The sequence below is a fragment of the Frigoribacterium sp. CFBP 8754 genome (assembly GCF_014841815.1).
Taxonomy (GTDB): Bacteria; Actinomycetota; Actinomycetes; order Actinomycetales; family Microbacteriaceae; genus Frigoribacterium; species Frigoribacterium endophyticum.
In genome coordinates, this window is sequence record NZ_JACYUO010000008.1 from 40,700 (window position 1) to 66,878 (window position 26,179).

The following is a 26,179-nucleotide window of genomic DNA, read 5'->3' on the forward strand; positions in this document are numbered from 1 at the left end:
GGAGGACGGGGACCCGCCGCACCCCGGGCCCGCCCGCGCACCACTTGGCGGCCCTCACGCGGAGCCGCCGCGCAGCCGCGCCGCCGCGACCTCGGCCGCCGACCGCAGCTCCGGCGGGCCCACCACCGTGAACGGCGCGTCGAAGCGCAGCGCCGCGGCGAGCACCCCCGCCCACGACCACGAGCCGATCGTGAGGCGGCTGCGGTGCTCGCCCCGCGCCTCCAGCAGGCCGTCCGCGACCCAGGGGGCGACCTCGCGGGGCGGCAGCTCGAGGTCGACGACGCCCTCGCAGGGCCAGCGGTCGGCGTCGGCCGAGCCCTTGGCGCGCGCGGCGACGACCGCGGCCGCGTCGGGGCCCGGCAGCGGTCTGCGGGCGAAGGGGGCGCCTCCCGGGCTCCGGGGGTGCACGCGGTCGAGGCGGAAGACGCGCCAGTCGTCGCGGTCGAGGTCCCAGGCGAGCAGGTACCAGCGTCCGCCGCGCAGCACGACGCCGTGCGGCTCGACCCGGCGGGGCGGGGCGGGCAGGTCGCCGGCTGACGGGACGGCCGTCGTGCCGGCCGTCTCGTCGCCCGGCGCCCGGTCGGCCCCGGGCACCGCGACCCGGTCGTAGCGGAAGCGCAGCACCCGGGCGTCGCGCGTCGCGGCGCTGACGACCTCGAGCACGGCCGGGTCGGCCGGGTCGACGGGGGGAGGCGCGGTGAAGCGGATCCCGTCGACCCGGTGCCGCAGACGCGACGGCATCACCTGCCGCACCGTCGCGAGCGCGCGCGAGGCGGCCTCGTCGAGGTCGACGCCGCTCGCCGTCACGCCCTGCAGGGCGACCGCGATCGCGACCGCCTGCTCGTCGTCGACGAGGAGCGGCGGCAGGTCGGTGCCGGGGGCGAGGCGGTAGCCGCCCTCGGGCCCGCGCGTGGCGACGACGGAGTAGCCGAGCTCGCGGAGCCGGTCGACGTCGCGCCGGACGGTGCGCGCGGTGACCCCGAGCCGGTCGGCGAGCAGCGGCCCCGGCCAGTCGCGCCGCGTCTGCAGCAGCGAGAGGAGCGACAGCATCCGCGACGAGTTCCCGACCATGCCCCGAGTCTGCCGTGAGGAGCGGACCGTAACTGTCCGCATCGTGCGGGACGGTGAGCGTGCGGCAGGTCGCCGCGCACCACCACGACCGGGAGGACCCTTCCATGACCGTCAGCACGACCACCCACCTGAACTTCCCCGGCACGGCCCGGGCCGCCCTCGACTTCTACGCCTCGGTCTTCGACGGCGAGGTGACCGCGGCCGCCACCTACGGCGACGTCGGCATGCCCCGCGACCTGCCGGGCGCCGACAAGGTCGTCTTCGGCCGGGTCGACGCGGCCGACGGCTTCCGGCTGCTCGCCTACGACGTGCCGGGGCTGGACACGACCGACCCCGCCGCCGTCGCGGGCACCACCCGCCGCGTCGACGGGACGACCGTCACCGACCGCACCTTCTTCCAGTCGCTCCAGGGCGAGACGCTGGAGGAGGTCGAGGCCCTCTGGCAGCGTCTCGCCGAGGGCGCCGACGTGGTCGAGCCCCTCGCCGCGTCGGCCTGGAGCCCCGGCTTCGGCATGCTCACCGACCGCTTCGGGGTGACCTGGGTCGTCGACGTGCAGGCCGCGCACCGCTAGCGTCTGGCGAGCGGCAGGTCGCCGCGCGAGCTGAGGAGGCGCCGTGTCGCTGGACGAGACCGACCACGAGCTGATGAGGGCCGTCGCCCGTTACCTGCGCCGGGTCGAGGAGCTCTCCAGCTCCGAGCACGCGAGGCGGCGCACCCCGCTCGGCGACCTGATGACCGACCACCTCGAGGTCGACGCGACCACGCTCGCGACGATCACCGAGGAGGTCGCGCCGCACCGGCTGGTCGACGCCGACATCGCGCTCGACGTGCTCGCGGGCCTCGACGCTCCCGCCGCCGGCCGCGTTGTCGGCGTCAGCGGCGGCGAGCAGCGCTTCCACTCGTCGGTCAGCGAGCTGATGGCGAACCCGCACACCCCCTTCGCGGCCGGGCCGGTCTCGTACGCGAGCCGGGCCACGGGGCCCGACACGAGTCGTCGGGTCGTCGCGTTCGGGGTGCGCCTCCTGCAGGTCGACGGGGTGCCCTTCGTCGTCCTGCAGCGCGACGCCGCGCCGCAGTTCGGGCGCTCGTCGGCGAGCCTCGACGTGCTCGCCGCCGACGAGTCGGCCGTGCCCGCCTTCCTCGATCGCCTCAGGGCCCTCATGGTCGAGCACAGCGTGCTGCGCGGCCACGTGCTCTCGTTCACCGCGACCGAGTACGGGCAGGAGGCGGGTGCCGCCTTCCTGCCCCGCCCCTCCGTCTCCGCCGACGACGTGGTGCTCGAGGAGGGCGTGCTCGAGGCCGTCGTCGACCACGTGGTCGGCATCGGCGAGCACCGCGACGAGCTGCTCGCGGCCGGGCAGCACCTCAAGCGCGGGCTGCTGCTCTACGGCCCTCCCGGCACGGGCAAGACGCTGACCGTGCGGCACCTGCTCTCGCAGACGCCGGGCGTGACGACGGTGCTGCTGACCGGGTCGAGCATCCAGTTCGTCCGGGCCGCGGCGGAGGTCGCGCGCACCTTCCAGCCCTCGCTCGTCGTGCTCGAGGACATCGACCTGGTCGCGATGGAGCGCAGCTACAGCCCCCAGCCGCTGCTCTTCGAGGTGCTCGACGCCCTCGACGGGCTCGACGGCGACGCCGACGTGGCGTTCGTCATGACGACCAACCGGGTGCAGGTGCTCGAGCGGGCCCTCGCCGCGCGGCCCGGCCGGGTCGACCTCGGGGTCGAGATCCCGCTGCCGGGACTCGAGGCGCGCCGCCGTCTCTTCCGGCGCTACGCGGCCGCGCTGCCTTTCAGCGACGAGGCGCTCGACGCGGCCGCCGACCAGGCCGAGGGCACCACGGGCTCCTTCGCCAAGGAGCTGATGCGCCGCAGCGTGCTCGGTGCCGCCCTCCGCGGCACGGCCCCCGACGACGACGACCTCGCGGCGGCCCTGGAGACGCTGCTCTCGTCGGGCGAGGCGCTGACCCGCCTGCTGCTCGGCGGTCGCGGTGCCGGAGGCGCGGGCGAGGAGGGCGAGGACGGCGACGGCTTCGACGGAGGCGGCTTCGGCGACGACGGCGACGGCGGCTTCGACGGCGACGGGACCGGCGGGTTCGGCGACGGCGGCTTCGACGAGCACCACGAGCACGACCACGGCGGGGACGTCGTCATGACGAAGGGGATGTGGTCGACGAGCGGCTCGGCCGCGATGGGCAGCTCGCTCAGCGTCACCTGGGACGAGGAGCCCGACGAGCCCGACGACGCCGAGCCCGGGCAGGCCGGCCCCCGCCGCGGCGTCTGAGCGGCCCGGCGCCGTCGCCGGACGGGAGCCCGCAGGGTGCGGCGGGTCGGTGTCCTCCTGGGTGGGTCGGCGCCGACCCGCCCAGGAGGACGGGGACCCGCCGCACCCAGGGCTCGGGCAGCCCAGGAGGACCCGGACCCGCCGGGCCCGGGCAGCCCAGGAGGACACGGACCCGCCGGACCCGGCCCGCACCGGCCTCAGCTCGCGGGGCTGATCTGCGCGTAGAGCAGCGCGGGGTCGTGGGCCAGCGAGGCCTTGACCATCGCGCTCCAATCGTCGACGACGACCTCGATCGCTCCGGCGGCGAGGCCGTCGAAGGAGGCGCGGGGCACGTCCGCCGGGTCGATCATGGGGCCGTCGTAGCCGGCCATGATGTCGGTGTCGGCGGCGCCGAGGTGGACGCCCTGCACGAGGGTGCCCTGCGAGGCGAGGTCCTGGCGGACGCCGTTGGTCATGTTCCACTCGGCCGCCTTCGCGGCCCCGTAGCCGCCGTTGCCGGGGTACGCGAACCACGACAGCGCGCTGAGCACGTTCACGATGGCCCCGCCGCCGTTCGCGGCGAGGGCCGGCGCGAACTCGCGGATCACGTCGAGCGTGCCCCAGTAGTGCGTGTCCATCTCGCGGCGCAGCTCGGCGAGGTCGCCCGTGACGAGCGGCGTCGAGGTGGCGATGCCGGCGTTGTTGACCAGCAGGGTGACGTCAGTGGCGACGCCGGCCGCGGCGCCGACCGACGCGTGGTCGGTGATGTCGACGGCGAGCACCTCGACGCGGTCGAGGGCGGCCAGCTCGAGGGCCTCGGGGGAGTCGACGCGACGGGCGGTCGCGTAGACCTTCCGGGCCCCGCGGGCGAGCAGCTCGTCGACGAAGCGGCGGCCGATGCCGCGGTTGGCGCCGGTGACGAGGGCGACCTGGTCGGTGATGTCCATGGTGTTCGTTCTTCCTTCTCGGGGCGGCCGGGCGGTGCGTCCGGGCCTGCGCGGCTACGCTAGGACCTCTCGTCGACGTCAAGGGCAAGTCCTGCCCGAGATCGACCACCAGACCCGCGCCGTGCACCCGCCCGACGCCCCACCGGGAGGAGCGCTCGTGCGCATCGGAGACGTCGCTGCCCGCGCCGGGGTCAGCCCCCGCGCCCTGCGCTACTACGAGGAGCAGGGCCTGCTGCCCGCCGCCCGCACCGGCAGCGGCCAGCGCGTCTACGACGAGGCCGCGGTCGAGCGGGTCCAGCTCATCCAGCAGCTCTTCGCCGCCGGCCTGGCGAGCCGCACCATCGTCGAGCTGCTGCCCTGCGTCGACGCGGGCGTCGCCACCCACGAGTCGCTCGCGCTGCTGCGCCGCGAGCGCGACCGCATCACGGCGAGCATCGCCGAGCTCACCGCCGCCCGTGCCGAGCTCGACCGCGTCATCGACGTCTCGCTGCACCCGACGCCCGAGCACTGCCCCGCGCTCCGTGACGGCGGCCCCGCGTCCGTCGCCTCGGCGGCGTGACCACCGCCTCCGCGGAGCCCGGGGGGCACAGCGAGCTTCGGGAGGCGGCCGTGACGGCCGTCGACGGCACCCGCGTCGCGTACGCGGTGCAGGAGGGCGCCGAGCCGACCGTCGTGCTCCTGCACGGCCTCGCCGGCAGCGGCCGCGAGCTGCTGCCGACCGCCCGGGCGCTCGTCGGGCGCCGCGTGGTGCTCGTCGACCAGCGCGGGCACGGCCGCAGCACGCGGCGCCCCGTCGACCTCTCCCGGCGGGCCTTCGTGGCCGACGTCGTCAGCGTCGTCGAGGCGGAGGCCACCGGCCCGGTCGACCTCGTGGGCCAGTCGATGGGCGCCCACACGGCGATGCTCGTCGCGGCGGCACGCCCCGACCTCGTGCGCCGGCTGGTGCTGCTCGAGGGCGACCAGGGCGGAGGGACGCCGGAGTCGCACCGGGCGCTCGGCGACTTCTTCCGGTCGTGGGCGGTCCCGTTCGCCGACCGGGCGGCCGCGCTCGCCGCGCTCGGCGACGGCCCGCTCGAGCGGGCCTGGGTCGACGACCTCGAGGAGGGGCCCGACGGGCTGCGCCCGCGATTCGACGCCGACGTGCTCCAGGCCACGATCGAGGCGGTCGGGGTGCCGCGCTGGGCGGAGTGGGAGAGCGTCACGGCGCCCACGCTCGTCGTGTGGGCGGAGGGCGGCATGTTCACCGCCGAGCAGCAGGATGCCTTCGTCGCCCACGGCCGGACCGTGACCAGGGTCGACCTCGACGGGGGCTCGCACGACGCTCACCTCGACGCTCACGACGCCTGGATCGCGGCGCTCGCCCCCTTCGTCGCGCCCTGAGTCGGGGCGCGTCGCGCCCCGTGCCTCCTCGGCGTCCCTGCTGTGCGCATCGAAGTGACTCGTTCTGTGGCCTGCCGAGCCGGGAGGGCCCAGGAAGGGGCACCTCGATGACGACGAGGCGACGAGGGCGGCTCAGCCCACGGCCTCGCTCGCGACGGCGTCGAGCGCCTCGGTGATGCCGTCGAGCTGGGGCAGCGCCCCCGCGATGGTCTCGTCGGTGCCGGTGGTCGACAGCACGTACCAGTAGGCCTCGTCGAGCGCGGAGGCGATCTGGGTGCCCTGCTCGGTGAGCTGCAGGTGGAGGCTGCGCCGGTCGCCCGGGTGGGCCACCCGGGCCACACGGCCGGACGCCTCGAGGCGGTCGACGACGGCGGTCACCGTGCCGGTGCTGAGCACGAGCTCCTTCGCGAGGGCGCCGGGGGTGATGCCGGGGTTCTCGCTCACGACGAGCAGGGCGGAGAGGTCGGTCGGGGCCATGCCGACCACCTTCGCGGCGTGCACCCGGTAGCGACGGTGCGCCTCGTCGAGCCGCCGGAGCGTCGCTGCGAGCTTCTTGATCGAGTCGGGGTGGTTGGCGGGGGTCGGCGGCAGGAGGTCGTCGGTCACGGTCGTCTCCCTGCTCGCGCCCTCCGTCGGCGCGTCGGCCACCAGTGGACCACAGACCGGCCGTCGGGGCGAGTCGCCCTGCCGAGGGTGCGCCGAGAGGACAGCTCGTGCCGTGACACCCTAGCGGGGGATGCCCGTTGTGGGGCATGTGGGGGACCCCTCCCTGTCAATAACCTGAGCCCGACCGCAGGGCGCCCGACACCCCTGCGACCCGACCGTGCAGCCCGCCCCCCCCCGACAGCACCACCTGCGCGACCGGACCGGCTCCCTCCCACCCGCTCCGCGCCTCCTGACCCGCGCCCACCCCACCCGAAGGCCCCCACCATGCCCTCCTCCCTGTCTGCCCGCTCGCTCGGGCGCCGCACCGTCGCCGTCGGGCTCACCGCCCTGCTCGCGGCGGGCGTGCTCACCACCGTCACGCCTGCGGCCCCGGCGCTCGCCGCCAGCCCGCTCGCCTGCGACCAGAACACCGTGTACTCGATCACCAACACCGGGCAGGTCCGCTCGGTCGACCTGGCCACGGGCACCGTCGCCTCGGTCGCGACGCTCACCGGCGCGACGAACGGCCTCGGCATCGGCGCCGGCGGGCTCCGCGCCTACGCCACGGGCGTCTCGAACGGCGTGCCGCAGATCATCACCTACGACCGCGAGGGCGAGACCTCGACGCCGACCACCCGGCCGGAGGCGGCGAACCTCAACATCATCCGCGGCGGCGTGAACCCGCAGAGCGGCAGCTACTACTACGCGGCCGCCCAGGCGCAGCCGCAGCTCAGCGCCTACGTGCCGCCGAAGCCCCCCGAGCCCGGCGTCGCCCTCGGCCGCGTCGGCACCATCGGCATCACGGGCAACACCACCGTGGGCAACGGCGACCTCGCCTTCAGCCGCAGCGGCACGATGTTCGTCGTCTCGAACGCGCTCGTGCAGCGCGCCGACGTGCCCGTGCCGACGACCTCGGGCGACACCCCCATCCCGACCACGAACATCGCGACCCTCGGCGGCACCAACGCGGCCTACAACGGCATCGCGTTCTCGCACGACGGCACGCTGTTCCTCTCCCGCAGCACCGGCACGGCCCAGGCCCCGCAGACGACGCTGACCGAGGTCGACCCGGCCTCCGGCGCGACGATCAAGGAGACGGTGTTGCCCGGCTTCGCGACCGTCGACCTCGCGACCTGCAACTACCCCAACACGACCTCGGCCAGCACGACCATCGTCGACCGCGCCAAGCCCTCCGACCAGTTCGGCGTCACGCTCACCGGCGGCGGCATCCCCGACGGCAGCCCCAGCGCGACCGCGACGACGGCGCCCGGCTCCGACACCGCGACGGCGGGCCCGATCCTCGCGGTCGGCGGCACGCAGTACACGGTCGAGCAGCGGCCCGGCAACTCGACGACCCTCCCCGCCGACTACGCGACGAGCTACACCTGCGCCGACGGCAGCACGGTCGTCTCGGAGGGCACGGGCACCAAGGCCACGTACACCCAGCCGACGTCGAAGAGCGAGGCCTCCTCCGAGGTCACCTGCTCCTTCGTCAACGTGCTCGCGGCCGCGGCGAAGGACGACGCCGAGGAGGCCGTCTCCGGAGTCGCCACCACCTTCACCGACCTGCGCGCGAACGACGCGGGCACCGGCCTGAAGATCACCGGCGTCACCCAGGGCAGCGCCCGCGGCGTCGTCGAGCTGCGCGCCGACGGCACCGTCGGCTACACCGCCGACCGCGGCTTCTCGGGCACCGAGACCTTCACCTACACGGTCACCGACGCGAGCGGCGCCTCCTCCACGGCGACCGTCACCGTCACCGTGGCCCCGCACGCCGTCGACGACGACGCCACCGTGCCCGCGCAGCCGAGCGGCAGCTCGACCACCGTCCCGGCCGCCGACCTGCTCGGCAACGACGCCGGCTCGGGCCTCACGATCGTCGACGCCACCGTCGTCTCCGGCGGCGGCAGCGTCACCGTCGCCCCCGGCGGCGACCTCGTCTACTCGCCCGAGCCCGGCACCTCCGGCCCCGCGAGCATCACCTACACGGTCGCCGACGCCGCCGGCGTGCGCTCGACCGCCACGGTCTCGCTGACGGTCGCCCCGACCCCCGGCGACGACGCGCGCAGCGCCCCCGCCGGCCAGACCACCACCTTCACCGACCTGCTGGCCAACGACCTCGGCACGGGCCTCACGGTCGTCGGCGCGAAGGTCGTCTCCGGCGGCGGGGAGGTCTCCGTCGACCGCGACGGGGGCGTCGTGCTCGACCCGGCCACCGCCTCCTCGGGGGGCACGATCGTGGTGACGTACACCGTCCGCGACGCCTCGGGCACCGAGCGCACCGCGACGCTGACCGTCACGGTCGACCCGGCCGCCGCCGCCGACGCTAAGACCGTCGTCGCGGGCACGCCGACCACCTTCACCGACCTCGCCGGAAACGACGTGGGCACCGACGTGACCGTCACCGGCGTGAGCCAGGGCTCGGCCGGCGGGAAGGTCGAGCTGGGCCGCGACGGCTCGGTCACCTACACGAGCCGCGACGACTTCTCGGGCACCGAGACCTTCACCTACACGGCGAAGGACGCCTCGGGCCGCACCTCGACCGCGACCGTCACGGTCACCGTCACGCCCCAGGCCCGCGACGACCGGGCGACGGCGACGCCGGGCGAGTCGACCACGCTGCGCGACCTCCGGGCGAACGACCTCGGTCGCGGCCTCGCCGTCACCGCCGTCACGGCGGGCAGTGCAGGAGGCGCGGTGCGCCTCGAGCAGGACGGCACCGTCACGTACACCCCCGCCGCCCGCTTCAGCGGGGCCGAGACCTTCGGCTACACGGTCACCGACGCCGCGGGGCGCACGAGCTCCGCGACCGTGACGATGACCGTCGCGCCGACCGCCGTCGACGACGCCCGCACCGTCCCGACCGGGGCCGCGACGACGCTCGCCGACCTGCTCGCGAACGACCGCGGCAGCGACCTGACCGTCACGGCCGTGACCGCCAGCACGGGCGGCCGGGTCGACGTGGCCCTCGACGCCTCGGGCGCCGTCGTCGTGACCCCCGCCGTCGGCTTCTCGGGCACCGAGCAGTTCGACTACACCGTCACCGACGTCGACGGGCAGGAGAGCACCGCGACCGTCACCCTCACGGTCACGCCCCGCGCCGCGCCCGACGCCTACGAGGTGCCGGCCGAGACCGCGACGACCCTCGTCGACGTCACGGCCAACGACCGCGGCCAGCGCCTCGTCGTGACCTCCGTCACCGCGGGCGACCAGGGCGGCACGACCTCCGTCGACCAGCGCGGCCGCGTCACCCACACCGGTGCGCCCGGCTTCTCGGGGACCGAGACCTTCGGGTACACGGCGACCGACGCCTCCGGCCAGGTCGTCTCGTCGGTCGTCACCATGACGATCCGCCCGACCGCTGCCGACGACGCCCGCAGCACGCCGGCCGACACGGCGCTGTCGCTCACCGACCTCGTCGCCGACGACCACGGGACGGCCCTCGTCGTCACCGCCGTCGGGTCGACCACCGCGGGAGGCGCGGCGTCGGTCGACCGGGCCGGCCAGGTCACGTACGTGCCCGCCGCCGGCTTCTCGGGCACCGACTCCTTCGGGTACACCGCGACCGACGCGGCCGGCCGCACGGCCGACGCCGTCGTCACCGTCACCGTCGTGCCGACCGCCGTCGCCGACGTGCGGAGCACCCCCGCCGACACGGCCCTGACCATCGCCGACCTCCTGGCGAACGACCACGGGAAGGCCCTGCGCATCCAGTCCGTCACCGCCGGCGACCAGGGCGGAACCACGCGCCTCGGCACCGACGGCCGGGTCGTCTACACGCCGGCCGTCGGCTTCTCGGGCGTCGAGACCTTCGGCTACACGGTCGTCGACGCGGCCGGGCAGACCAGCAGCACGACCGTCTCGGTCACCGTCACGCCGACCGCGTCGCCCGACGCGCGCCGCACCGTCTCGGGCCAGCAGACCGTGTTCAGCCTGATGGCCGACGTCCGAGGCCGTGGCCTGCGACTGCTCTCGGTCTCGGCCCCGGCGCACGGCACCGCCACGTCGACGACCGACGGCTGGGTCACCTACGTGCCCGACGCCGGGTTCTCGGGCGTCGACACGTTCAGCTACCGCGTGGCCGACGACTCGGGCCAGGAGCGCGAGTCGACCGTCACCGTCACCGTCTCGCCCGTCGCGACGGTCGACTCCGCCAGCACCCCCGCCGGCACCCCGCTCGTGCTGCGCGCCGCCCAGCTGACCGGCAACGACCGGGGCTCGCGCCTCGCCGTGACCCGGGTCGGCACGCCCTCGTCGGGCACGGCCACGCTGCTGCCGGACGGCTCGGTGCGCTTCGTGCCGGCCCCCGGCACCTCGGGCGCCGCGACCTTCGACTACACGGTGACCGACGCCGACGGCCTGACCGCCGACTCCGTCGTGACCGTGCTCGTCGGCCCCACCGCGACGCCCGACACCGCGACGGTCTCCGCCGGCGGACGCCTCGAGGTCGCCGCCGCCCAGGGCGTGCTCGCGAACGACGCCGGCACGGGCCTCACCGCCCGCCTCGACGTCGAGCCGGGCCACGGCACGGTGGCCCTCGCCGCCGACGGGTCATACACGTACGAGCCCGCCGAGGGGTTCTCGGGCACCGACACGTTCACCTACACGGCCACCGACGACCGCGGCAGCGTCACCACCGGGCTCGTGACCGTCACCGTCACGCCGACCGCGGCCCCCGACCGGGCGCACGTCGCCGCGGGCACGACGCTCACGGTCGCCGCGCCCGCGGTGCTCGGCAACGACCTCGGCCGCGACCTGGTCGTCGTCGGCCACGCCGCCGCGGCCCACGGCACCCTGTCGATCGGCTCGGACGGCGCCGTCGTCTACACGCCGGCCCCGGGCTGGTCGGGCAGCGACGAGGTGACCTACGACGTCGTCGACGCCGAGGGGCTGCCGGCGAGCAGCACGCTCACGATCGTGACCGACCCGGTCGCCGTCGACGACGCGGCGAGCACCGTCGCGGGCCGCGCCCTGCGCGTCCCGGCCGACGCGGGCCTGCTGGCGAACGACCTCGGCACCGGCCTGGTCGCGTCGATCGCGACGCAGCCGGCGCACGGCACCGCCACGGTCGCGGCCGACGGCTCGTGGACCTACAAGCCCGCCGAGGGCTTCACCGGCACCGACTCGTTCACGTACCTCGTGACGTCGGTCGACGGAGCCACGAGCACGGCGACGGTCACCATCGCCGTGCGCAGCGCCGCGGTCGCCGCCGACGACACGCAGCTCGCGACGCCGGGCCGCCCGGTCACGATCGACCCGCTCGCCAACGACGTCGCGAGCGGCGGCCAGACCTTCGACCGCGGCACGCTCGTGCTCGTCGACCCGGCCACCGGCGTCGCGGCCAGCACGGTCACGGTGCCCGGCCAGGGCACTTGGACGGTCGGCGCCGACGGCGTCCGGTTCACCCCGGTCGACGGCTTCACCGGTGTCGCGTCGATCGCGTACCGCGTCGCCGACACCTCGGCCGAGACCCTAGAGGGCCTGATCACGCTGCGCTTCCCGGCCGTCCTCGGCCTGGCGTTCACGGGGGCGGGCCACGTGGCCGCCGACCTCGGCGTCGCGCTGCTGGTCATGCTCGCCGGGCTCGGGCTGGTGCTGTTCGGCCGTCGTCGCCGGCCGGTGACGGGGCCGGTGCGCGGGCTCCGGTAGGCGGGGTTCGCCGCTGCGGGAGGCGCGGTGCAGGGAGGCGCGGTGTGCGGTCGACGCGCACCGCGCCTCCGTCGTCCGGCCTGCCGCACGGTTCCCTCCGTCGTGCGACGGGCGCGGCCCGTCGGTCGTCGCCTGTATCTTCATGTCGAGAGACCTGCGCGAGTAGCGTGGGGCCCACGAACGCAGAGCCACACGAGGGAGTACCAGCGGCATGGCCAAGATCATCTACACGCTCACCGACGAGGCGCCGATGCTGGCGACCTACTCGTTCCTTCCCGTCATCGAGGCGTACGCGAGCACCGCGGGGGTCGACGTCGAGACCCGCGACATCTCGCTCGCCGGCCGCATCATCAGCCAGTTCCCCGAGCGGCTCACCGAGGCGCAGCGCGTCGACGACGCCCTCGCCGAGCTCGGCGCCCTGGCGACGACGCCCGAGGCGAACATCATCAAGCTGCCGAACATCTCGGCCTCGATCCCGCAGATCAAGGCCGCCGTGCGCGAGCTGCAGTCGCAGGGCTACGACCTGCCCGACTACCCCGACGACCCCTCGACCGACGCCGAGAAGGAGGCGCGGGCCCGCTACGACAAGGTCAAGGGCAGCGCCGTCAACCCCGTGCTGCGCCAGGGCAACTCCGACCGCCGCGCGCCGGCGAGCGTCAAGCAGTACGCGCGCAACCACCCGCACCGCATGGGCGAGTGGAGCAGCGACTCGGCGACGAACGTCGCCACGATGGGCGTCGACGACTTCCGCAGCAACGAGAAGTCGGTCGTCATGCCCGCCGACGACACCCTCACCATCGAGTTCGTCGGCGCGGACGGCAGCACGCGGGTGCTCCGTCAGTCGATCCCCGTGCTCGCGGGCGAGGTCGTCGACGGCACGGTGCTGCACGTCGCCGCGCTCCGCGAGTTCCTCGCCGCGCAGATCGCACGAGCCGAGGCCGAGGGCGTCCTGTTCTCGGTGCACCTCAAGGCGACGATGATGAAGGTCTCCGACCCGCTGATCTTCGGCCACGTCATCCGCGCCTTCTTCCCCGAGGTCTTCGAGCAGCACGGCGAGGCGCTGGCCGCCGCCGGGCTCGACCCCGCCGACGGGCTGAACGCGATCCTGCAGGGTCTCGACCGCCTCCCCCAGGGCGCCGAGATCAGGGCGGCGTTCGAGGCCGGCATCGCCTCCGGCCCCGACCTGGCCATGGTCGACTCCGACAAGGGCATCACGAACCTGCACGTGCCGAGCGACGTCATCGTCGACGCCTCGATGCCGGCGATGATCCGCAGCTCGGGCCACATGTGGGGGCCCGACGGCGCCGAGCACGACACCCTCGCGGTGATCCCCGACTCGAGCTACGCGGGCATCTACCAGGCCGTGCTCGACGACTGCCGCGCCCACGGCGCCTTCGACCCGGCGACCATGGGCACCGTGCCGAACGTCGGCCTGATGGCCATGGCGGCGGAGGAGTACGGCTCGCACGACAAGACCTTCCAGGCCCCGGCCGAGGGCACGATCCGCGTGGTGAACGCTGCTGGCGAGTCGCTGATCGAGCACGAGGTCGCCGAGGGCGACATCTGGCGGGCCTGCCAGACGAAGGACGTCGCGATCCGCGACTGGGTCAAGCTCGCCGTGACCCGCGCCCGCGCCAGTGCGACGCCCGCCGTGTTCTGGCTCGACGAGAGCCGCGCCCACGACGCCACGCTGATCGGCCTCGTGCGCTCGTACCTGGCGGAGCTCGACACCGACGGGCTGCAGATCGAGGTGCTGTCGCCGGTCGAGGCCATGGCGTTCTCGCTCGAGCGCATCCGTCGCGGTGCCGACACCATCTCGGTGACCGGCAACGTGCTGCGTGACTACCTCACCGACCTCTTCCCGATCATGGAGCTCGGCACCTCGGCCAAGATGCTGTCGGTCGTGCCCCTGATCAACGGCGGCGGCCTGTTCGAGACGGGCGCCGGGGGCTCGGCGCCGAAGCACGTGCAGCAGCTCGTCGACCAGGACTACCTCCGCTGGGACAGCCTCGGCGAGTTCCTCGCCCTCGCGGTCAGCTTCGAGCACCTCGCGACGGCGACCGACAACCCGCGCGCGCAGATCCTCGCCGACACCCTCGACCGTGCGACCGGCACCTTCCTCGCCGAGAACAAGTCGCCCGGCCGCAAGCTCGGCTCGATCGACAACCGGGGCAGCCACTTCTACCTGGCCAAGTACTGGGCCGACGAGCTGGCCGCGCAGACCGTCGACGCGGAGCTGGCGGAGGCGTTCGCCGCCCTCGCCGCCTCGCTCGGCGAGCAGGAGCAGACGATCGTCGACGAGCTGATCGCGCCCCAGGGCACGGCGGTCGACATCGGCGGCTACTTCCACCCCGACCCCGAGAAGACGGCGGCCGTGATGCGCCCGTCGGCGACGTTCAACGCGGCGCTCGCGACGCTGTAGCTGTAGCTGCGCCGCGCTGCACGAGCCGCGCCCCGCACGCGGGCCCCGCTTCGGCGGGGTCCGTGTGCGGGGCGTCGTTCGTCGTCGTCGCCGCGGGCGTGCTCGCCGAGACGACTCGTCGTGGGCCCTGCGGGCGGGCTGGGGCCCAGGTCGGGTCACCTCGAACGGGGCGCACTCGCGAGTTGCCGTTTTGAGGGGTTGAGCGGCGTCGTGGGGCCCCCAAAGTGGCAACTGACAGGGGCGGGTGGCTCGTGGGGGGAGTGGTCGGCGCGCAGCGCCGGGCCCTCGTCGAGACGACTCATCGTGGGCCCTGCGGGCGGGTGACGGTCCAGATCGGGTCACCTCGATCGGTGCGCGCTCGTGAGTTGCCAATTTGAGGGGTTGAGCGGCCCTGTGGGGCCCCCAAATCGGCAACTGACTGAGGGGGGTTGCTCGTGGGGGGAGTGGTCGGCGCGCAGCGCCGGGCCCTCATCGAGACGACTCGTCGTGGGCCCTGCGGGCGGGCGACGGCCCAGATCGAGTCACCTCGATCGGTGCGCGCTCGTGAGTTGCCGTTTTGAGGGGTTGAGCGGCGTCGTGGGGCCCCCAAATCGGCAACTGACCGAGGCGGGTTGCTCGTGGGGGGAGTGGTCGGCGCGCAGCGCCGGGCCCTCATCGAGACGACTCGTCGTGGGCCCTGCGGGCGGGTGAGGGCCCAGGTCGGGTCACCTCGATCGGTGCGCGCTCGTGAGTTGCCAATTTGAGGGGTTGAGCGGCCCTGTGGGGCCCCCAAATCGGCAACTGACCGAGGTGGGTTGCTCGTGGGGGGAGTGGTCGGCGCGCAGCGCCGGGCCTCTCATCGAGACGACTCGTCGTGGGCCCTGCGGGCGGGTGAGGGCCCAGGTCGGGTCACCTCGATCGGGCCGCGCCGCGCGCCGCGCGCCGCGCGCCGCGCCGCGCCGCGCTCAACCGCGCAGCGCCTCACGCAGCGTGCGCACGATCTGCGCCCGCGCGGCGCGCCCGGCGCGCGTCGGCAGCAGCGGGAACACGTGCAGCTCGCCGACCCCCTCGCGCCAGTCGAGCGCGACGCCCGCGGCGGCCGCCCGTGACCGCAGCAGGTGGGCGTCGGGGTTGAGCACGTCGCGCGTCCCGGTGAAGACCGTCAGGGGCGGGAGCCCCGCGAGCTCCCCGGCCAGCGGGCTCACCACGGGGTCGAGCAGGTCGAGCGAGCCGCGCCAGTGCTCCGCGAGCACGCGCCCGCCGGGCGTGCCGAGCCAGGGGTCGGTCGGCTGCACGAGGGGGATGCGCGGGTTGCTCCAGGTGAGGTCCAGCGCCGGCGAGATCATCAGCACGTGCGCCACGTCGACGCCCTGGTCGCGCAGCGACTGCGCCGCGGAGAGGGCGATCTGGCCGCCCGCCGAGTCCCCCGCGAGCACCACCGGGCCGACGGCCGAGGTGACCAGGTCGGTGATGCCGACCCGCGCCTCCTCGGCGGTGCCGAAGGGCACGAGCGGGTAGATCGGCAGCAGCACGGTGGTGCCGACCTCGGCCGCGACCTGGGCGGCGAGGTGCCAGTGCTGCGACACGATCTCGCCGACCCAGCCGCCGCCGTGGGCGTAGACGACGGTGCCGGCGGAGGCTCCGTCGCGGCGCGAGACGCGGTAGACCGGCCAGCCGCCGCGCTGCTCGACGTCGACGCGCACGTCCGAGCGCAGCGTCGCGGGCGGCCCGTACGGCGCGGGCCGCAGCGACCGCTCGCGGATGCGGCGCCGGGCCCCGGCCTCGGTCGTGAAGGTGCGGTTCGCCCGCGTCAGCCGCAGGAAGACGGGGGCCAGCGCCCGCGGCAGCACCAGCCGCGTGGCGAGCGGCTCGTGCACCGGGCGGGCGGGGGGAGTCGCGGGTCGAGACCCGGCACCGCCCCCGGCCCCGGCCCCGGCAGACCCCGCACCGGCACCGCGAGACCCCGACCCCCGCCCGGCGGCACGACGACGGACGGACGACAGCACCCGGCTCAGCTCCACGACGCGGACGCTACTCGGCCGACGGTGCGGGGTAGCTGTAGAAGCCCTCGCCGCTCTCACGCCCGGTGGCGCCGCGGTCGAGGTAGTCGCGCTGGATCATCTCGGCGAACGCGCGCCCCTCCGGCCCGCCGGCGACGGAGACGGCGTGCACGGTGCGGAGCCCCACGACGTCCATGATCTGGAACGGCCCGAACGGCGCCCCCGTGCCGATGCGCCAGGTCGTGTCGACGGTCTCGGGGTCGGCGACGCCCTTCACGAGCAGCGCCGAGGCCGCGTTCAGCAGCGGCACCAGCAGCGAGTTGAGCACGTAGCCGGGCTGCTCCTTCTTCAGCTCGATCGGCACCATGCCCATGCCGCGGGCGAACTCGACGACGGCGCGGAACACCTCGGGCGAGGTGGCCGGCGTGCCCATCACCTCGGCGGTGTTGTTGACCCAGATCAGGTTGGCGAAGTGCAGCGCGAGGAACTTCTCGGGCCGTCCGGTCGCGTCGACGAGGTCGCTCGGCAGCAGCGTCGACGAGTTCGTGGCGAGCACGGTGCGCTCGGGCAGCAGCGGCGCGAGCCGGGCGTAGAGGTCGCGCTTGAGCTCGAGGCTCTCCGGCACGGCCTCGACCACGAGGTCGGCGTCGGCGACGGCCTCGGCCAGGTCGGTGCTGAAGGTCACGCGACGGAGCGCCTCCCTCGTGGTCTCCTCCGTGGCGCCGCGCAGCCCCTGCGGCGTGAGGTACGTCGCGGCGAGGCCCTCGAACCGGGCCCGCGCGACGGCGATCTGCTCGTCGCCGATGTCGTACGCGACGACGTCGCTGCCGGTGTACGCCGCCTGGAAGGCGATCTGCGCGCCCAGCACGCCGGTGCCGAGCACGGTCACGCGCGAGAGCGGGGTCGCCGAGGCGGGGTCGGAGGCGGTGGCGGCGTCGGAATCGTGGGAGGCGGTGGCCGGGTCGAGGGGGGAGGTCATGGTCGGTCCTTCGGTCGGGTCGGTCGGGTGGTGGTCGAGGGAGTGGTCATCGGGCCGGGCGCCGGCGCGGGCCCGGGCGCCCGCCCGCCCGCCGAGCCGAACGTCAGCCCGTCGCCGCGGACGCGGCCGAGCCGGAACAGCACGAGGTCACGCAGGTAGTCCTGGTGCAGCCGCCAGGGCGTCCGCTCGCCCTGCCTCGGCATGAGGTGCACGCCGCGCGCGACGTAGCCCGAGCGCAGGTCGATGAGGGGCGTGAGCTCGCCGAGGCCCCGCGACCCGGTCGGGGCGGTGGGCACGACGCGCGACTCGCCCCGCGACTCCATCGATCGCAGCACGCGCTCGACGAAGGCGACGACGAGGTCGATCTTGAGGGTCCACGACGCGTTCGTGTAGCCGATGGCGAAGGCCATGTTCGGCACGCCGTCGAGCATCGCGCCCTTGTAGGTCACGTGCTCGGCGGGGTCGACCTCGCGGCCGTCGACGGTCATCCGGACCCCGCCGAAGAGCTGCAGCGTGAGGCCGGTGGCGGTGACGACGACGTCGGCGGGCAGCTCCTCGCCCGAGGTGAGCCGCACGCCGCGCGGCGTGAAGCCCGCGATCGTGTCGGTGACGACCCGCGCCGACCCCTCGCGGATCGCCCGGAACAGGTCGCCGTCGGGCACGACGCAGAGCCGCTCGTCCCACGGGTCGTAGCGCGGCACGAAGTGGCGGTCGACGTCGAAGCCCTCCGGCAGGCGGGCGGCCACGCGCTCGCGGAGGATCCGCCCGGTGCGCTCGGGCGCGCGCCGGCTGAACCGGTAGGTGACGAGGCCGGTCGCGATGCCGCGCCAGCGCGAGACCCGGGCGGAGGCGCGGAGCCCGATGCGTCGCGCCCGCGGCAGCAGGCGACGGTCGCGGCTCGGGAGCGCCGCGACCCAGGTGGGCGAGCGCTGCAGCATGGTCACCCGGGCGCCCCCGGCCGCGAGCGCCGGCACCAGGGTCATCGCCGTCGCCCCGCTGCCGATCACGACGACGTCGCGGCCGGCGGTCTCGAGGCCCTCGGGCCACTGCTGCGGGTGCACGAACTCGCCCTCGTAGGCGGCCTCGCCGGGCAGCTCGGGGCGGTGGCCCCGGTCGTAGCGGTAGTAGCCGGAGGCGAGGAAGAGGAAGGAGGTGGTGAGGGTGGTGGTCGTGACGGCCCCGTCGTGCGTGCCGGGGTCGCGGGGTGCGTCGGGCCCGCCGGAGTCGCGGGTCGGGTCGGCGGCGCCGGTCTCGACCCGCAGGGTCCAGCGGTCGTCGTCGGACGACCAGTCGGCGCCGACGACGCGGTGCCGGTACCGCACGAGCTGCTCGACGCCGGTCTCGGCCGCCGTGTCGCGGACGTACTGCAGGATGGCCGCGCCCGGCGCGATCGACCGCTCGTCGACCCAGGGCCGGAACGAGTAGCCGAGCGTCGCCATGTCGCTGTCCGAGCGGACGCCGGGGTAGCGGAAGAGGTCCCAGGTGCCGCCGCTGACGGCGCGGGCCTCGAGCACGGCGATGCTCCGGCCGGGGAACGCCGCGCGCAGCCGCGCGGCGGCGCCGACGCCGGAGAGGCCGGCCCCGACGACCACGACGTCGAGGTGCTCGACGGGGTCGGTCGCGCCGTCGGCACCGTCAGCGGAGTCCGCCGGGGCGGACGTCGTCGTCTCATCGGTCATGGGGCCACTGTATCGACACAGTGTCGAGAGTGTCGACGCTGTGTCCGCCGAGCGCTGCGGGACGGTACCATCGGCGCATGCCCCGTGACCTCGACGCCGTCGCCGCGACTCCCGGGGGCCGGGGTCGGCGGGCGGCCCGGGTGTCGGGCGACGAGCGCGAGCAGGCGATCCTCACGACGGCCGACCGGCTGCTCGGCGAGAAGGACTTCTCGGCGCTGACGATCGACGACCTCGCCCGCGGGGCGGGCATCTCGCGGCCGACGTTCTACTTCTACTTCGCGTCGAAGCGCAGCGTGCTGCTGGCGCTGCTCGACCGGGTCGCGCACGAGGCGTCGCGGCGGTCGGCCGAGGTGTTCGTCGGGCTCGCCGACGACCCCGCCGCGACCTGGCGACGCGCGATCTCGGCCTTCTTCGAGACGTTCGCGGCGCACCCCGGCGTCGTCGCCGCCGTGGTCGGCGCGCGCGGCACCGACGCCGAGATCGTCGCCCAGTGGTCGCGGCTGCTGCAGGGCTGGATCGACGAGACGGCCCGCGCGATCGGGGCCGAGCGCGCCCGCGGCGCCGCCGTCGCCGGGCCCGAGCCGCGCGTGCTCGCGACCAGCCTCAACCTGCTCAACGAGCGCGTGATCATGGCGGCGCTCACCGAGCCCAGCCTGCCCGGGGCGGCCGTCGACCCCGTCGACACCCTGCTGCACGTCTGGCTGAGCAGCATCTACGGCGCCGCCGCGCGCTGAGCGCCGACCGCCAGCACCGCCGCCCGCCCGGCCGCCCGCCTGCCCGGCCGGCCAGGTGCACGGCGGGCGACCCGGCTGCGCGGCAGAACCACCGACTGATCAAAGAACCACGATCTGACGTGGTTCTTTGATCAGTCGGTGGTTCTCGCGGGTGCGAGGACGGCCGGGCGGGGGCCGGGCGGGGGCGGCGGGGCGGGTCGCCTCCGGGAGTCAGCCGCCCACGACGGCGCCGAGGCCGAGGCGCGGCCAGAGCCAGCGCAGGCCGGCAGCGAGCCCGACGGAGGCGGTGTGCCAGTCGTGCCCGCTGCCGGGCACCGTGAGACGGGTCACGTCGATGCCCGCCCCCTGCGCCGCCGCCGAGACGACGGGCTGCACGGGCCCGTAGCGCGAGTCGTCGGCCCCCACGGCGAAGAAGCCGCCGAGGTCGGCGTACCGCCCGTGTGCCCGCATCACCGCGACCGGCTGGGCGGCGTCGTACGCGGCGCGTGAACCGTCGAACCCGCGGGCGATCGTGCGGTCGACGCCGCCGTCGAGCAGCGGACCGAGCTGCCCGCTGACGTCGACGAACGAGCCGAAGACGTCGGGGTGCCCGGTCGCCAGCTGCACCGAGCAGGTGCCGCCCTGCGAGAAGCCGGCGATCGCCCACGCGGCGGGGGAGCTCTGCACGTCGAGGTGGGCCGTGACCCAGGCGGGCACGTCCCGGGTGAGCCAGGTCGCGCTGTCGCCGAGCTCGCCGTCGACGCACATCGGGTTCGAGGTCGGCCGGCCGAGCTGGTCGGGCATCACGACGATCGGAGCGAGCCCGTCGTGCTGCGCCGCCAGGGCGTCGAGCTGGTCGTCGAGGTGCCCGGCGTCGACGAGGTTCTCGGGGGCGGCACCGGGCCCCTGGCCGGAGAGCGCCACGACGACCGGCAGCGCGGGCGGGTCGGCGGTCAGCGCGGCGGGCGGCAGCCACACCAGGGCGGGCCGGGCCCTGAAGTGCGAGTCGGTCGCCGGGACGACGACGCTGCCGAGCCGGCCTTGCCGGGGCAGGTCGGCGGGCGGGGTCCACTCGGCGGGGAGGGTGCCGGAGGCGGTGGTCGCCTCGCCCGCCGACGCCCCGTGCTGGGCGGGCGGCAGCTCGAGCGGCGCGACGTGCGACACCCCGAGCAGCGCCCCCACGGTCGGGAACAGCCCGGCGTCACGGTTGACGGCGAGGCCCGTCGAGAGGGCGAAGACGACGACTCCGAGCCCGGCCACGACGCGACGCCCGGCCCCACCGCGCACGGCGGCGACGACCGCCACGGCCAGGCCCGCGCCGAGGGCGGAGACCCAGGCCCGGTCGACCCAGGTCGGAGGCACGTCGAGGGCGGCCTGCACGTCGCCGACCCACCACGACACCAGGGCGCCCGCGCCGGCACCGACCACGGCGGCGACGCCGACCGCCGTCCACCAGCGCCGGGGGCGGGGGCGGGTGCGAGATCGGAGGCGGGGTCGCAGGCGGCCCGCCCGGGTCCGGAGGTGCGGTCGGAGCCCGGCCGAGTCCCGCCCGGGCCGCGCGTCCCCCCGCCCGACCCGGTCGCCGGGCGGGCGCACGAGCCACACGGCCAGCCCGAGCGCCAGGGCGTACACCGGCGCCAGGGTGAGGACGGAGACGAGGGAGAACGACACCGCGGGGCCTTCCGGACGAGCCCCGCCGGAGGTCGGGCGTCGACGGGTCGCGGGGCGGGCACACCCTAGGGAGCCATCCCATGACGCAGCCGTCAGCGCGACGGGACCCGCAGGGCGCCCGGCCCGCACCTCCCGTCCGGCCCGCACCTCCTGCCCGGCCCGCACCTCCCGTCCGGCCCGCGCCTCCCGCCCGGCCTGCGTCCTCCGCGCCTCCCCGCCTCCCGCCTACTGCACCGCCGCGGTCAGCCTCGCGACGTTGTCGACGACCTGGATCGCCGCCGGCCGCGTCAGCCACTCGTCGAGGTGGACCTCGCGCGACTTCGAGCGGTAGTCGTCCTCGACGGCGCGCAGGCGCTCGACGAAGTGGGCACCGCGCACGAGCAGCGACACCTCGAAGTTGAGGCTGAACGAGCGCATGTCCATGTTGCTCGAGCCGACGACGGCCACGTCGTCGTCGACGGTGAAGTGCTTCGAGTGCAGCACGATCGGCTTCTCGTAGAGGAAGATCCGGACGCCCGAGCGCAGCAGCGTCTCGTAGTACGACCGCTGGGCGTGGTAGACGAGGAACTGGTCGGCCACCTCGCAGGCGAACAGCTGCACGTCGACGCCGCGCTCGGCGGCCGTGGTGATCGCGTAGAGCATCGAGTCGTCGGGCACGAAGTAGGGGCTCGCGATGATCAGCTTCTCCTGCGCGCCGTAGACGAGCGCGTTGAACAGCCGCAGGTTGTTCTCGCCGTCGAACCCGGGCCCGCTCGGCACGACCTGGCACTCGATCGCGTCGGGGCCGGTGCGGCGCTCGACGGGGGCCTCGAGGTCGTCGACGACCGGCAGCTCGTCGGTCTCGGAGTACCAGTCGGTGAGGAAGAGCGCGTTGAGGCCGACGGCACCCGGCCCGTCGAGCCGCACCATCAGGTCCTTCCACTGCAGGCCGCGCTTGATGTTGCCGCGCTTGTTGTAGCTCGGGTCGGTCATGTTCTGCGAGCCCGTGAAGGCGACGTCGCCGTCGACGACGACGATCTTGCGGTGGTTGCGCAGGTCGGGGCGCCGCCACATGCCCTTGGTCGGGTGGAACGGCAGCATCTCCTCGAAGTTCAGCCCCGCCTCGCGCAGCCACCGGCGCGTGACGCGGCCCTGCGGGTTGCGGATCGTCGCCCAGTGGTCGTAGAGCACCCGCACCTGCACGCCGCGGTCGTGGGCCCGCTTCAGCGCGTCGAAGAACGGGAAGGTCGTCTCGTCGCGGGTGAAGATGTAGAACTCGACGTGCACGTAGCGCTCGGCCTCGTCGACGGCGGCCGTCATCGCCTCGATCGACGCGCGGTAGTCGGGCAGCAGCTCGGCCGTGTTGCCCGGGCTGAGGGGCATCGAGCCGAGGGTGCGGTTGAGCTTCACGACGCTGCCGAACCACGGCGGCTCGGTCTCGACCGTCGCGGCCTTCGTGTCGAGGCCGGCGGTGCCGTCGAGGATGCGCTGGTTGATCTCGCGCTGCTTCTCACGCCGGTCGCGGGGCAGCTTCGACGAGCCGATCAGCCCGAAGAGCAGGCTGCCCGGGATGGGCGCGACGAAGATCGCGGTCAGCCACGCCATCGCCGAGCTCGGCTTGCGGTTGCGCGGCACGGCCGCCACCGACACCACGCGGATCACGATGTCCACGACGAGCACCACGGTGGGGAGTGCCTTCAGCACGGAGCGCCATCTCATGGGCTGATCCTGTCAGGTGGTGCCTGACCGCGCCTCCCCGGGTCTCGCCCCTGTGGGGGACGGGCTCCTGGGGAGGGACGGCGGCCCCGCCCAGCCCACCGCGGCCGCCCTCAGACCACCGTCAGCTGCGCCCGCGCCGCCTCGATCGTCGCGAGCACCGACCGCGCGTCGGCGAGCGAGTGCAGCGGCGAGTCGGTGACGCCCTCCGCGACGAAGCCCGCGACCGCCGCGGCCTCGTAGGCGAGCCCGCGGCGGCCGGTCGGCACGGCGGGGTCGCTCCAGACGGCGGTGCCCTCGTCGGTCGCGAGCTCGAAGGAGGCGGGGAAGACCAGGTTCTCGAGCGTCCGCAGCGAGCCGGCCGAGCCGCTGATCGTCCCCCGCCCGGGCGAGGTCGCCAGCAGGCTGGTCGCCGCCGTCGCCAGCACCCCGCGGTCGCTGCGGGTGACGATCGCGGCCTCAAGGTCGACCCCGTCGGCGCGGGTGGTGCCCGAGGCGCGCACCTCGACCGGGTGCCCGCCGGCGAACTGCGTGAACCACGCGGCGTACACGCCGATGTCGAGCAGGGCGCCGCCGCCGAGGGCCGGGTCGGTCATGCGGCCGGGAGCGGTGAGGTCGTTCGCCCAGGCGACCTCGGCGGTCGCGAGCCGCACGTCGCCGATCGCGCCGTCGGCCAGCAGCTGGGCCATGACGGTCATGTGGGGGAGGTAGCGGGTCCACAGCGCCTCGGCCGCGAAGACGCCCGCCGCCCGGGCCGCGGCCGCGATCTCGTCGGCCTCGGCGGTGCTCACGGCCATCGGCTTCTCGATCAGCACCGGCTTGCCGGCGGAGATCGCGAGCAGGGCGTCGGGCCGGTGCCGGGTGTGCGGGGTGGCGACGTAGACCACGTCGACGTCGGGGGATGCGACCATCGCGGCGGCGTCGTCGTGGCCGCGCTCGACGCCGTGACGGCGGGCGAAGGCGTCGGCGCGCTCCTGGCTGCGGGAGGCGATCGCGACGACGCGCTGGTCGGTGAGCGAGTGCAGGGCGTCGGTGAAGTCGCCGGCGATCTCGCCGGCGCCGATGACACCCCAGCGCAGGGCGGGGCCCCCGCGCAGCGCTGCGGCGGAGGAGGAGGGGAAGGTGAGGGTCATGCCCCCATGCTGGCCCCGCCGCGGCACGACGCGCCACGCCGCGGCACGCTGCGCCCCGGCGGCGTCGAGGTGCCTCGTCCTGGGCCCTCCGCGCTCGCCGGGGCCCACCTAGGGGCATCCGGATGTGCGCGGGGTAGCGTCGGGGGCTCAGCACCGCGAACGAGAGGCGACGACATGAGCGAACCAGACAGGCCCCGCGACTCCCTCCGCGCCGCAGCGCGCCGGGCGCTGTCGGCCCTCGACGAGAGCGGCGTCGTCTCGCCCGACGACCGCGCCGCCCTCCGCGACCTCGCCGCGAAGGCGGGCGAGAAGGTCCGCGAGAGCGCCGCGACCGGGCGCGACGCGGCTGACCGTGCCGCCCGCCTCGTCGACGGCGCCGCCGCCACCGGGCGCGACGCGGCCGACCACGCCCGCGGCCTGCTGCACGACGCCGCCGAGGAGGGCCGCGACCTCGCCGCCGCCGCCGAGCGCATCGTCGCCGACGTGACGCAGGCGAGCCGCGACGTCACCGAGACGGCCGCCGACTCCCTCCGCGACGCGACGAACCGGCTCGCCCTCGCGGGCCGCCGTCAGGAGCGCGTCCTCCTCGCCGTCGGCGGCAGCGTCACGGTCGCCGTCCTGGCGCTCGCGGTCGCGATCGGCCGCCGCCGGGGCTGAGCCGCTCCGGGCGGCGTGGGCCGAGCGCACCACCCCACCACACGCCGGAGGCGCGGTGCCCGTCGACCGGGCACCGCGCCTCCCGCGCGGGGTCACCGTGTGACCCCGTGGTCGCTCAGTACGCGACGTTGATGTGCTCGCGGCCGTGCGCCGGGGTCTCGACCTCGTCGAGGATCGCGAGGGCGAAGTCGGCCCCGCTGATCGCGGAGTTCCCCTCGGCGTCGTAGACGGCGACGTCGCCGCCGACGCGGTAGCGGCCGAGCGCCTCGCCGGGTGCGTAGGCGCCGAAGAGCATGGCGGGCGAGACGAAGGTCCAGTCGAGGCCCTCGGGGCGGTCGAGCAGCTCGAGCAGCACGGCGTGCATCTGGAGGGCCTCGGCGGCGAACTCGGGCGGCAGCTGGCCGGTGTCGGCCTGGCGCTCGGCGCCCTCCTCGAGGCGGAGCGAGCTGAAGCCGCCGACGACGACGAGGCGGGCGCCGTGCTCGGCGGCCAGGGTCGCGATCTCGCGGTCGGCCTCGACGATCTGGCCGTCGAGCTCGCCGCGGGGCGAGAGGGAGGAGACGACGACGTCGGCCCCGGCGACCGCACGGGCGCGGACGTCGGCGTCGAGCACCGACCCGGTCTCGTAGCGCACGCCCTCGACCTGCTGCTCGGGCACGGAGCGGCTGACCGAGGTCACCTCGTGGCCGCGGCGCGCGGCCTCGGCGACGATCGCGCTGCCGGCGTAGCCGGTTCCTCCGAAGACGGTGATGCGGGTCATGTGGTTCTCCTTCTGTCGCGGTGGGGCGGTACGGGGCTACGCTACGTCCATTGGTATCCATCGGGAAGTAGGCACTTTTTGGTAACCATCGATCCGGCCACGCGCGAGCTCAGCGAGTCGACGAGCGAGACCAGCGGGCTCGACGCCTCGTCGTACGAGCTCGACCCCTACCAGGCGGGCTGCCCGACGCGGCGGGTGCTCGACCGCATCGGCGACCGCTGGACGGTGCTGGTCGTCGGCACCCTCGACGACGGCCCGCGGCGCTTCTCGGAGATCCGCCGGGTGGTCGACGGCATCTCGCAGAAGATGCTCACGCAGACGCTGCGCGGGCTCGAGCGCGACGGCCTGGTCTCGCGCACCGTCTACGCCGAGGTGCCGCCGCGCGTCGAGTACGAGCTGACGGAGGCGGGCCAGACGCTCCGGGCCCCGCTCAAGGCCCTCGAGCGCTGGTCGATCGAGCACTTCGGCGACGTCAGCGACTCGCAGCGGGAGTACGACAGCCGGGCCTGAGCGCGGGCGCGTCACCCGCGGTGGGTA

General features: G+C 75.1%; 19 protein-coding genes. 9 read left to right on the forward strand and 10 right to left on the reverse strand.

Going from position 1 to position 26,179, the window contains the following annotated elements:
• Nucleotides 1–54: 54 nt before the first annotated feature.
• Complete coding sequence (locus tag IFT72_RS14735; RefSeq protein WP_192046889.1) at nt 55–1,071, reverse strand: YafY family protein; 1,017 nt, start codon at nt 1,069–1,071, stop codon at nt 55–57.
• A gap of 104 nt (nt 1,072–1,175) precedes the next feature.
• On the opposite strand from IFT72_RS14735, the gene IFT72_RS14740 reads away from it, so the two are divergent.
• Both IFT72_RS14740 and IFT72_RS16520 read left to right on the forward strand, forming a co-directional pair.
• Nucleotides 1,176–1,643: a VOC family protein gene (locus tag IFT72_RS14740; protein ID WP_192046890.1), complete on the forward strand. Its 468-nt coding sequence runs from the start codon at nt 1,176–1,178 to the stop codon at nt 1,641–1,643.
• Between the two features lie 43 nt (nt 1,644–1,686).
• Nucleotides 1,687–3,354 (forward strand): AAA family ATPase, encoded by a 1,668-nt coding sequence (locus tag IFT72_RS16520; RefSeq protein WP_371741312.1) that lies wholly within the window; start codon nt 1,687–1,689, stop codon nt 3,352–3,354.
• A gap of 197 nt (nt 3,355–3,551) precedes the next feature.
• Here the strand turns inward: IFT72_RS16520 and IFT72_RS14750 are convergent, their stop codons facing one another.
• Nucleotides 3,552–4,280 (reverse strand): SDR family oxidoreductase, encoded by a 729-nt coding sequence (locus tag IFT72_RS14750; RefSeq protein WP_192046891.1) that lies wholly within the window; start codon nt 4,278–4,280, stop codon nt 3,552–3,554.
• A gap of 157 nt (nt 4,281–4,437) precedes the next feature.
• On the opposite strand from IFT72_RS14750, the gene IFT72_RS16460 reads away from it, so the two are divergent.
• Both IFT72_RS16460 and IFT72_RS14760 read left to right on the forward strand, forming a co-directional pair.
• Nucleotides 4,438–4,839, forward strand: coding sequence for a MerR family transcriptional regulator (locus IFT72_RS16460; RefSeq protein ID WP_056057755.1), 402 nt, complete (start codon nt 4,438–4,440; stop codon nt 4,837–4,839).
• Entirely contained in the window at nt 4,836–5,660 is an 825-nt protein-coding gene (locus IFT72_RS14760; protein WP_371741313.1) for an alpha/beta fold hydrolase, read from the forward strand. Before IFT72_RS16460 ends, IFT72_RS14760 begins: the two co-directional genes overlap by 4 nt.
• Before the next feature lie 132 nt (nt 5,661–5,792).
• Here IFT72_RS14760 and IFT72_RS14765 read toward each other — a convergent pair whose 3' ends face one another.
• Nucleotides 5,793–6,266 (reverse strand): MarR family winged helix-turn-helix transcriptional regulator, encoded by a 474-nt coding sequence (locus IFT72_RS14765; RefSeq protein ID WP_156370141.1) that lies wholly within the window; start codon nt 6,264–6,266, stop codon nt 5,793–5,795.
• 324 nt (nt 6,267–6,590) lie between these two features.
• On the opposite strand from IFT72_RS14765, the gene IFT72_RS14770 reads away from it, so the two are divergent.
• Nucleotides 6,591–11,954 carry an S-layer family protein gene (locus tag IFT72_RS14770; RefSeq protein ID WP_192046892.1) on the forward strand — a complete coding sequence of 1,788 codons (5,364 nt, stop codon included), beginning with the start codon at nt 6,591–6,593 and terminating at the stop codon, nt 11,952–11,954.
• 211 nt (nt 11,955–12,165) lie between these two features.
• Nucleotides 12,166–14,376, forward strand: coding sequence for an NADP-dependent isocitrate dehydrogenase (locus IFT72_RS14775; protein WP_056057745.1), 2,211 nt, complete (start codon nt 12,166–12,168; stop codon nt 14,374–14,376).
• Nucleotides 14,377–15,320: 944 nt separating this feature from the next.
• Here IFT72_RS14775 and IFT72_RS14780 read toward each other — a convergent pair.
• The 3 genes from IFT72_RS14780 to IFT72_RS14790 form a co-directional block, all read right to left on the reverse strand.
• A complete protein-coding gene (locus IFT72_RS14780; RefSeq protein ID WP_371741314.1) occupies nt 15,321–16,232 on the reverse strand; it encodes an alpha/beta hydrolase fold domain-containing protein in 912 nt (303 codons plus the stop codon).
• Nucleotides 16,233–16,386: 154 nt separating this feature from the next.
• Entirely contained in the window at nt 16,387–17,334 is a 948-nt protein-coding gene (locus IFT72_RS14785; RefSeq protein WP_082514626.1) for a 3-hydroxyacyl-CoA dehydrogenase, read from the reverse strand.
• Nucleotides 17,331–19,013: an NAD(P)/FAD-dependent oxidoreductase gene (locus IFT72_RS14790; RefSeq protein ID WP_192046893.1), complete on the reverse strand. Its 1,683-nt coding sequence runs from the start codon at nt 19,011–19,013 to the stop codon at nt 17,331–17,333. Before IFT72_RS14790 ends, IFT72_RS14785 begins: the two co-directional genes overlap by 4 nt.
• Nucleotides 19,014–19,090: 77 nt before the next feature.
• On the opposite strand from IFT72_RS14790, the gene IFT72_RS14795 reads away from it, so the two are divergent.
• Nucleotides 19,091–19,747 carry a TetR/AcrR family transcriptional regulator gene (locus IFT72_RS14795; RefSeq protein WP_192046894.1) on the forward strand — a complete coding sequence of 219 codons (657 nt, stop codon included), beginning with the start codon at nt 19,091–19,093 and terminating at the stop codon, nt 19,745–19,747.
• 210 nt (nt 19,748–19,957) lie between these two features.
• Here IFT72_RS14795 and IFT72_RS16760 read toward each other — a convergent pair whose 3' ends face one another.
• The 3 genes from IFT72_RS16760 to IFT72_RS14810 form a co-directional block, all read right to left on the reverse strand.
• Nucleotides 19,958–21,397: an alpha/beta hydrolase-fold protein gene (locus tag IFT72_RS16760; RefSeq protein WP_192046895.1), complete on the reverse strand. Its 1,440-nt coding sequence runs from the start codon at nt 21,395–21,397 to the stop codon at nt 19,958–19,960.
• A gap of 225 nt (nt 21,398–21,622) precedes the next feature.
• Entirely contained in the window at nt 21,623–23,095 is a 1,473-nt protein-coding gene (cls, locus tag IFT72_RS14805; RefSeq protein ID WP_192046896.1) for a cardiolipin synthase, read from the reverse strand.
• Nucleotides 23,096–23,205: 110 nt separating this feature from the next.
• Nucleotides 23,206–24,225 carry a Gfo/Idh/MocA family protein gene (locus IFT72_RS14810; RefSeq protein WP_192046897.1) on the reverse strand — a complete coding sequence of 340 codons (1,020 nt, stop codon included), beginning with the start codon at nt 24,223–24,225 and terminating at the stop codon, nt 23,206–23,208.
• A 174-nt stretch (nt 24,226–24,399) separates the two neighbouring features.
• Here IFT72_RS14810 and IFT72_RS14815 point away from each other — a divergent pair, with 174 nt between their 5' ends.
• The gene (locus tag IFT72_RS14815; RefSeq protein WP_192046898.1) at nt 24,400–24,882 is read left to right on the forward strand and encodes a hypothetical protein; all 483 of its coding nucleotides are present in this window, start codon (nt 24,400–24,402) and stop codon (nt 24,880–24,882) included.
• Nucleotides 24,883–24,997: 115 nt separating this feature from the next.
• Here the strand turns inward: IFT72_RS14815 and IFT72_RS14820 are convergent, their stop codons facing one another.
• A complete protein-coding gene (locus tag IFT72_RS14820; protein WP_056057727.1) occupies nt 24,998–25,642 on the reverse strand; it encodes an NAD(P)-dependent oxidoreductase in 645 nt (214 codons plus the stop codon).
• A 195-nt stretch (nt 25,643–25,837) separates the two neighbouring features.
• Between IFT72_RS14820 and IFT72_RS14825 the strand changes: the two genes are divergently transcribed.
• Nucleotides 25,838–26,152 carry a helix-turn-helix domain-containing protein gene (locus IFT72_RS14825; RefSeq protein WP_056059166.1) on the forward strand — a complete coding sequence of 105 codons (315 nt, stop codon included), beginning with the start codon at nt 25,838–25,840 and terminating at the stop codon, nt 26,150–26,152.
• The last annotated feature ends 27 nt before the right edge of the window (nt 26,153–26,179 follow it).

What these genes read in the sequence shown, in the direction of transcription:
- IFT72_RS14735 (WP_192046889.1), bottom strand. Translation starts at nt 1,071, where the DNA reads ATGGTCGGGAACTCGTCGCGGATGCTGTCGCTCCTCTCGCTGCTGCAG.
- IFT72_RS14740 (WP_192046890.1), top strand. Translation starts at nt 1,176, where the DNA reads ATGACCGTCAGCACGACCACCCACCTGAACTTCCCCGGCACGGCCCGG.
- IFT72_RS14750 (WP_192046891.1), bottom strand. Translation starts at nt 4,280, where the DNA reads ATGGACATCACCGACCAGGTCGCCCTCGTCACCGGCGCCAACCGCGGC.
- IFT72_RS14770 (WP_192046892.1), top strand. Translation starts at nt 6,591, where the DNA reads ATGCCCTCCTCCCTGTCTGCCCGCTCGCTCGGGCGCCGCACCGTCGCC.
- IFT72_RS14775 (WP_056057745.1), top strand. Translation starts at nt 12,166, where the DNA reads ATGGCCAAGATCATCTACACGCTCACCGACGAGGCGCCGATGCTGGCG.
- IFT72_RS14785 (WP_082514626.1), bottom strand. Translation starts at nt 17,334, where the DNA reads ATGACCTCCCCCCTCGACCCGGCCACCGCCTCCCACGATTCCGACGCC.
- IFT72_RS14790 (WP_192046893.1), bottom strand. Translation starts at nt 19,013, where the DNA reads ATGACCGATGAGACGACGACGTCCGCCCCGGCGGACTCCGCTGACGGT.
- IFT72_RS14795 (WP_192046894.1), top strand. Translation starts at nt 19,091, where the DNA reads ATGCCCCGTGACCTCGACGCCGTCGCCGCGACTCCCGGGGGCCGGGGT.
- cls (WP_192046896.1), bottom strand. Translation starts at nt 23,095, where the DNA reads ATGAGATGGCGCTCCGTGCTGAAGGCACTCCCCACCGTGGTGCTCGTC.
- IFT72_RS14810 (WP_192046897.1), bottom strand. Translation starts at nt 24,225, where the DNA reads ATGACCCTCACCTTCCCCTCCTCCTCCGCCGCAGCGCTGCGCGGGGGC.
- IFT72_RS14815 (WP_192046898.1), top strand. Translation starts at nt 24,400, where the DNA reads ATGAGCGAACCAGACAGGCCCCGCGACTCCCTCCGCGCCGCAGCGCGC.
- IFT72_RS14820 (WP_056057727.1), bottom strand. Translation starts at nt 25,642, where the DNA reads ATGACCCGCATCACCGTCTTCGGAGGAACCGGCTACGCCGGCAGCGCG.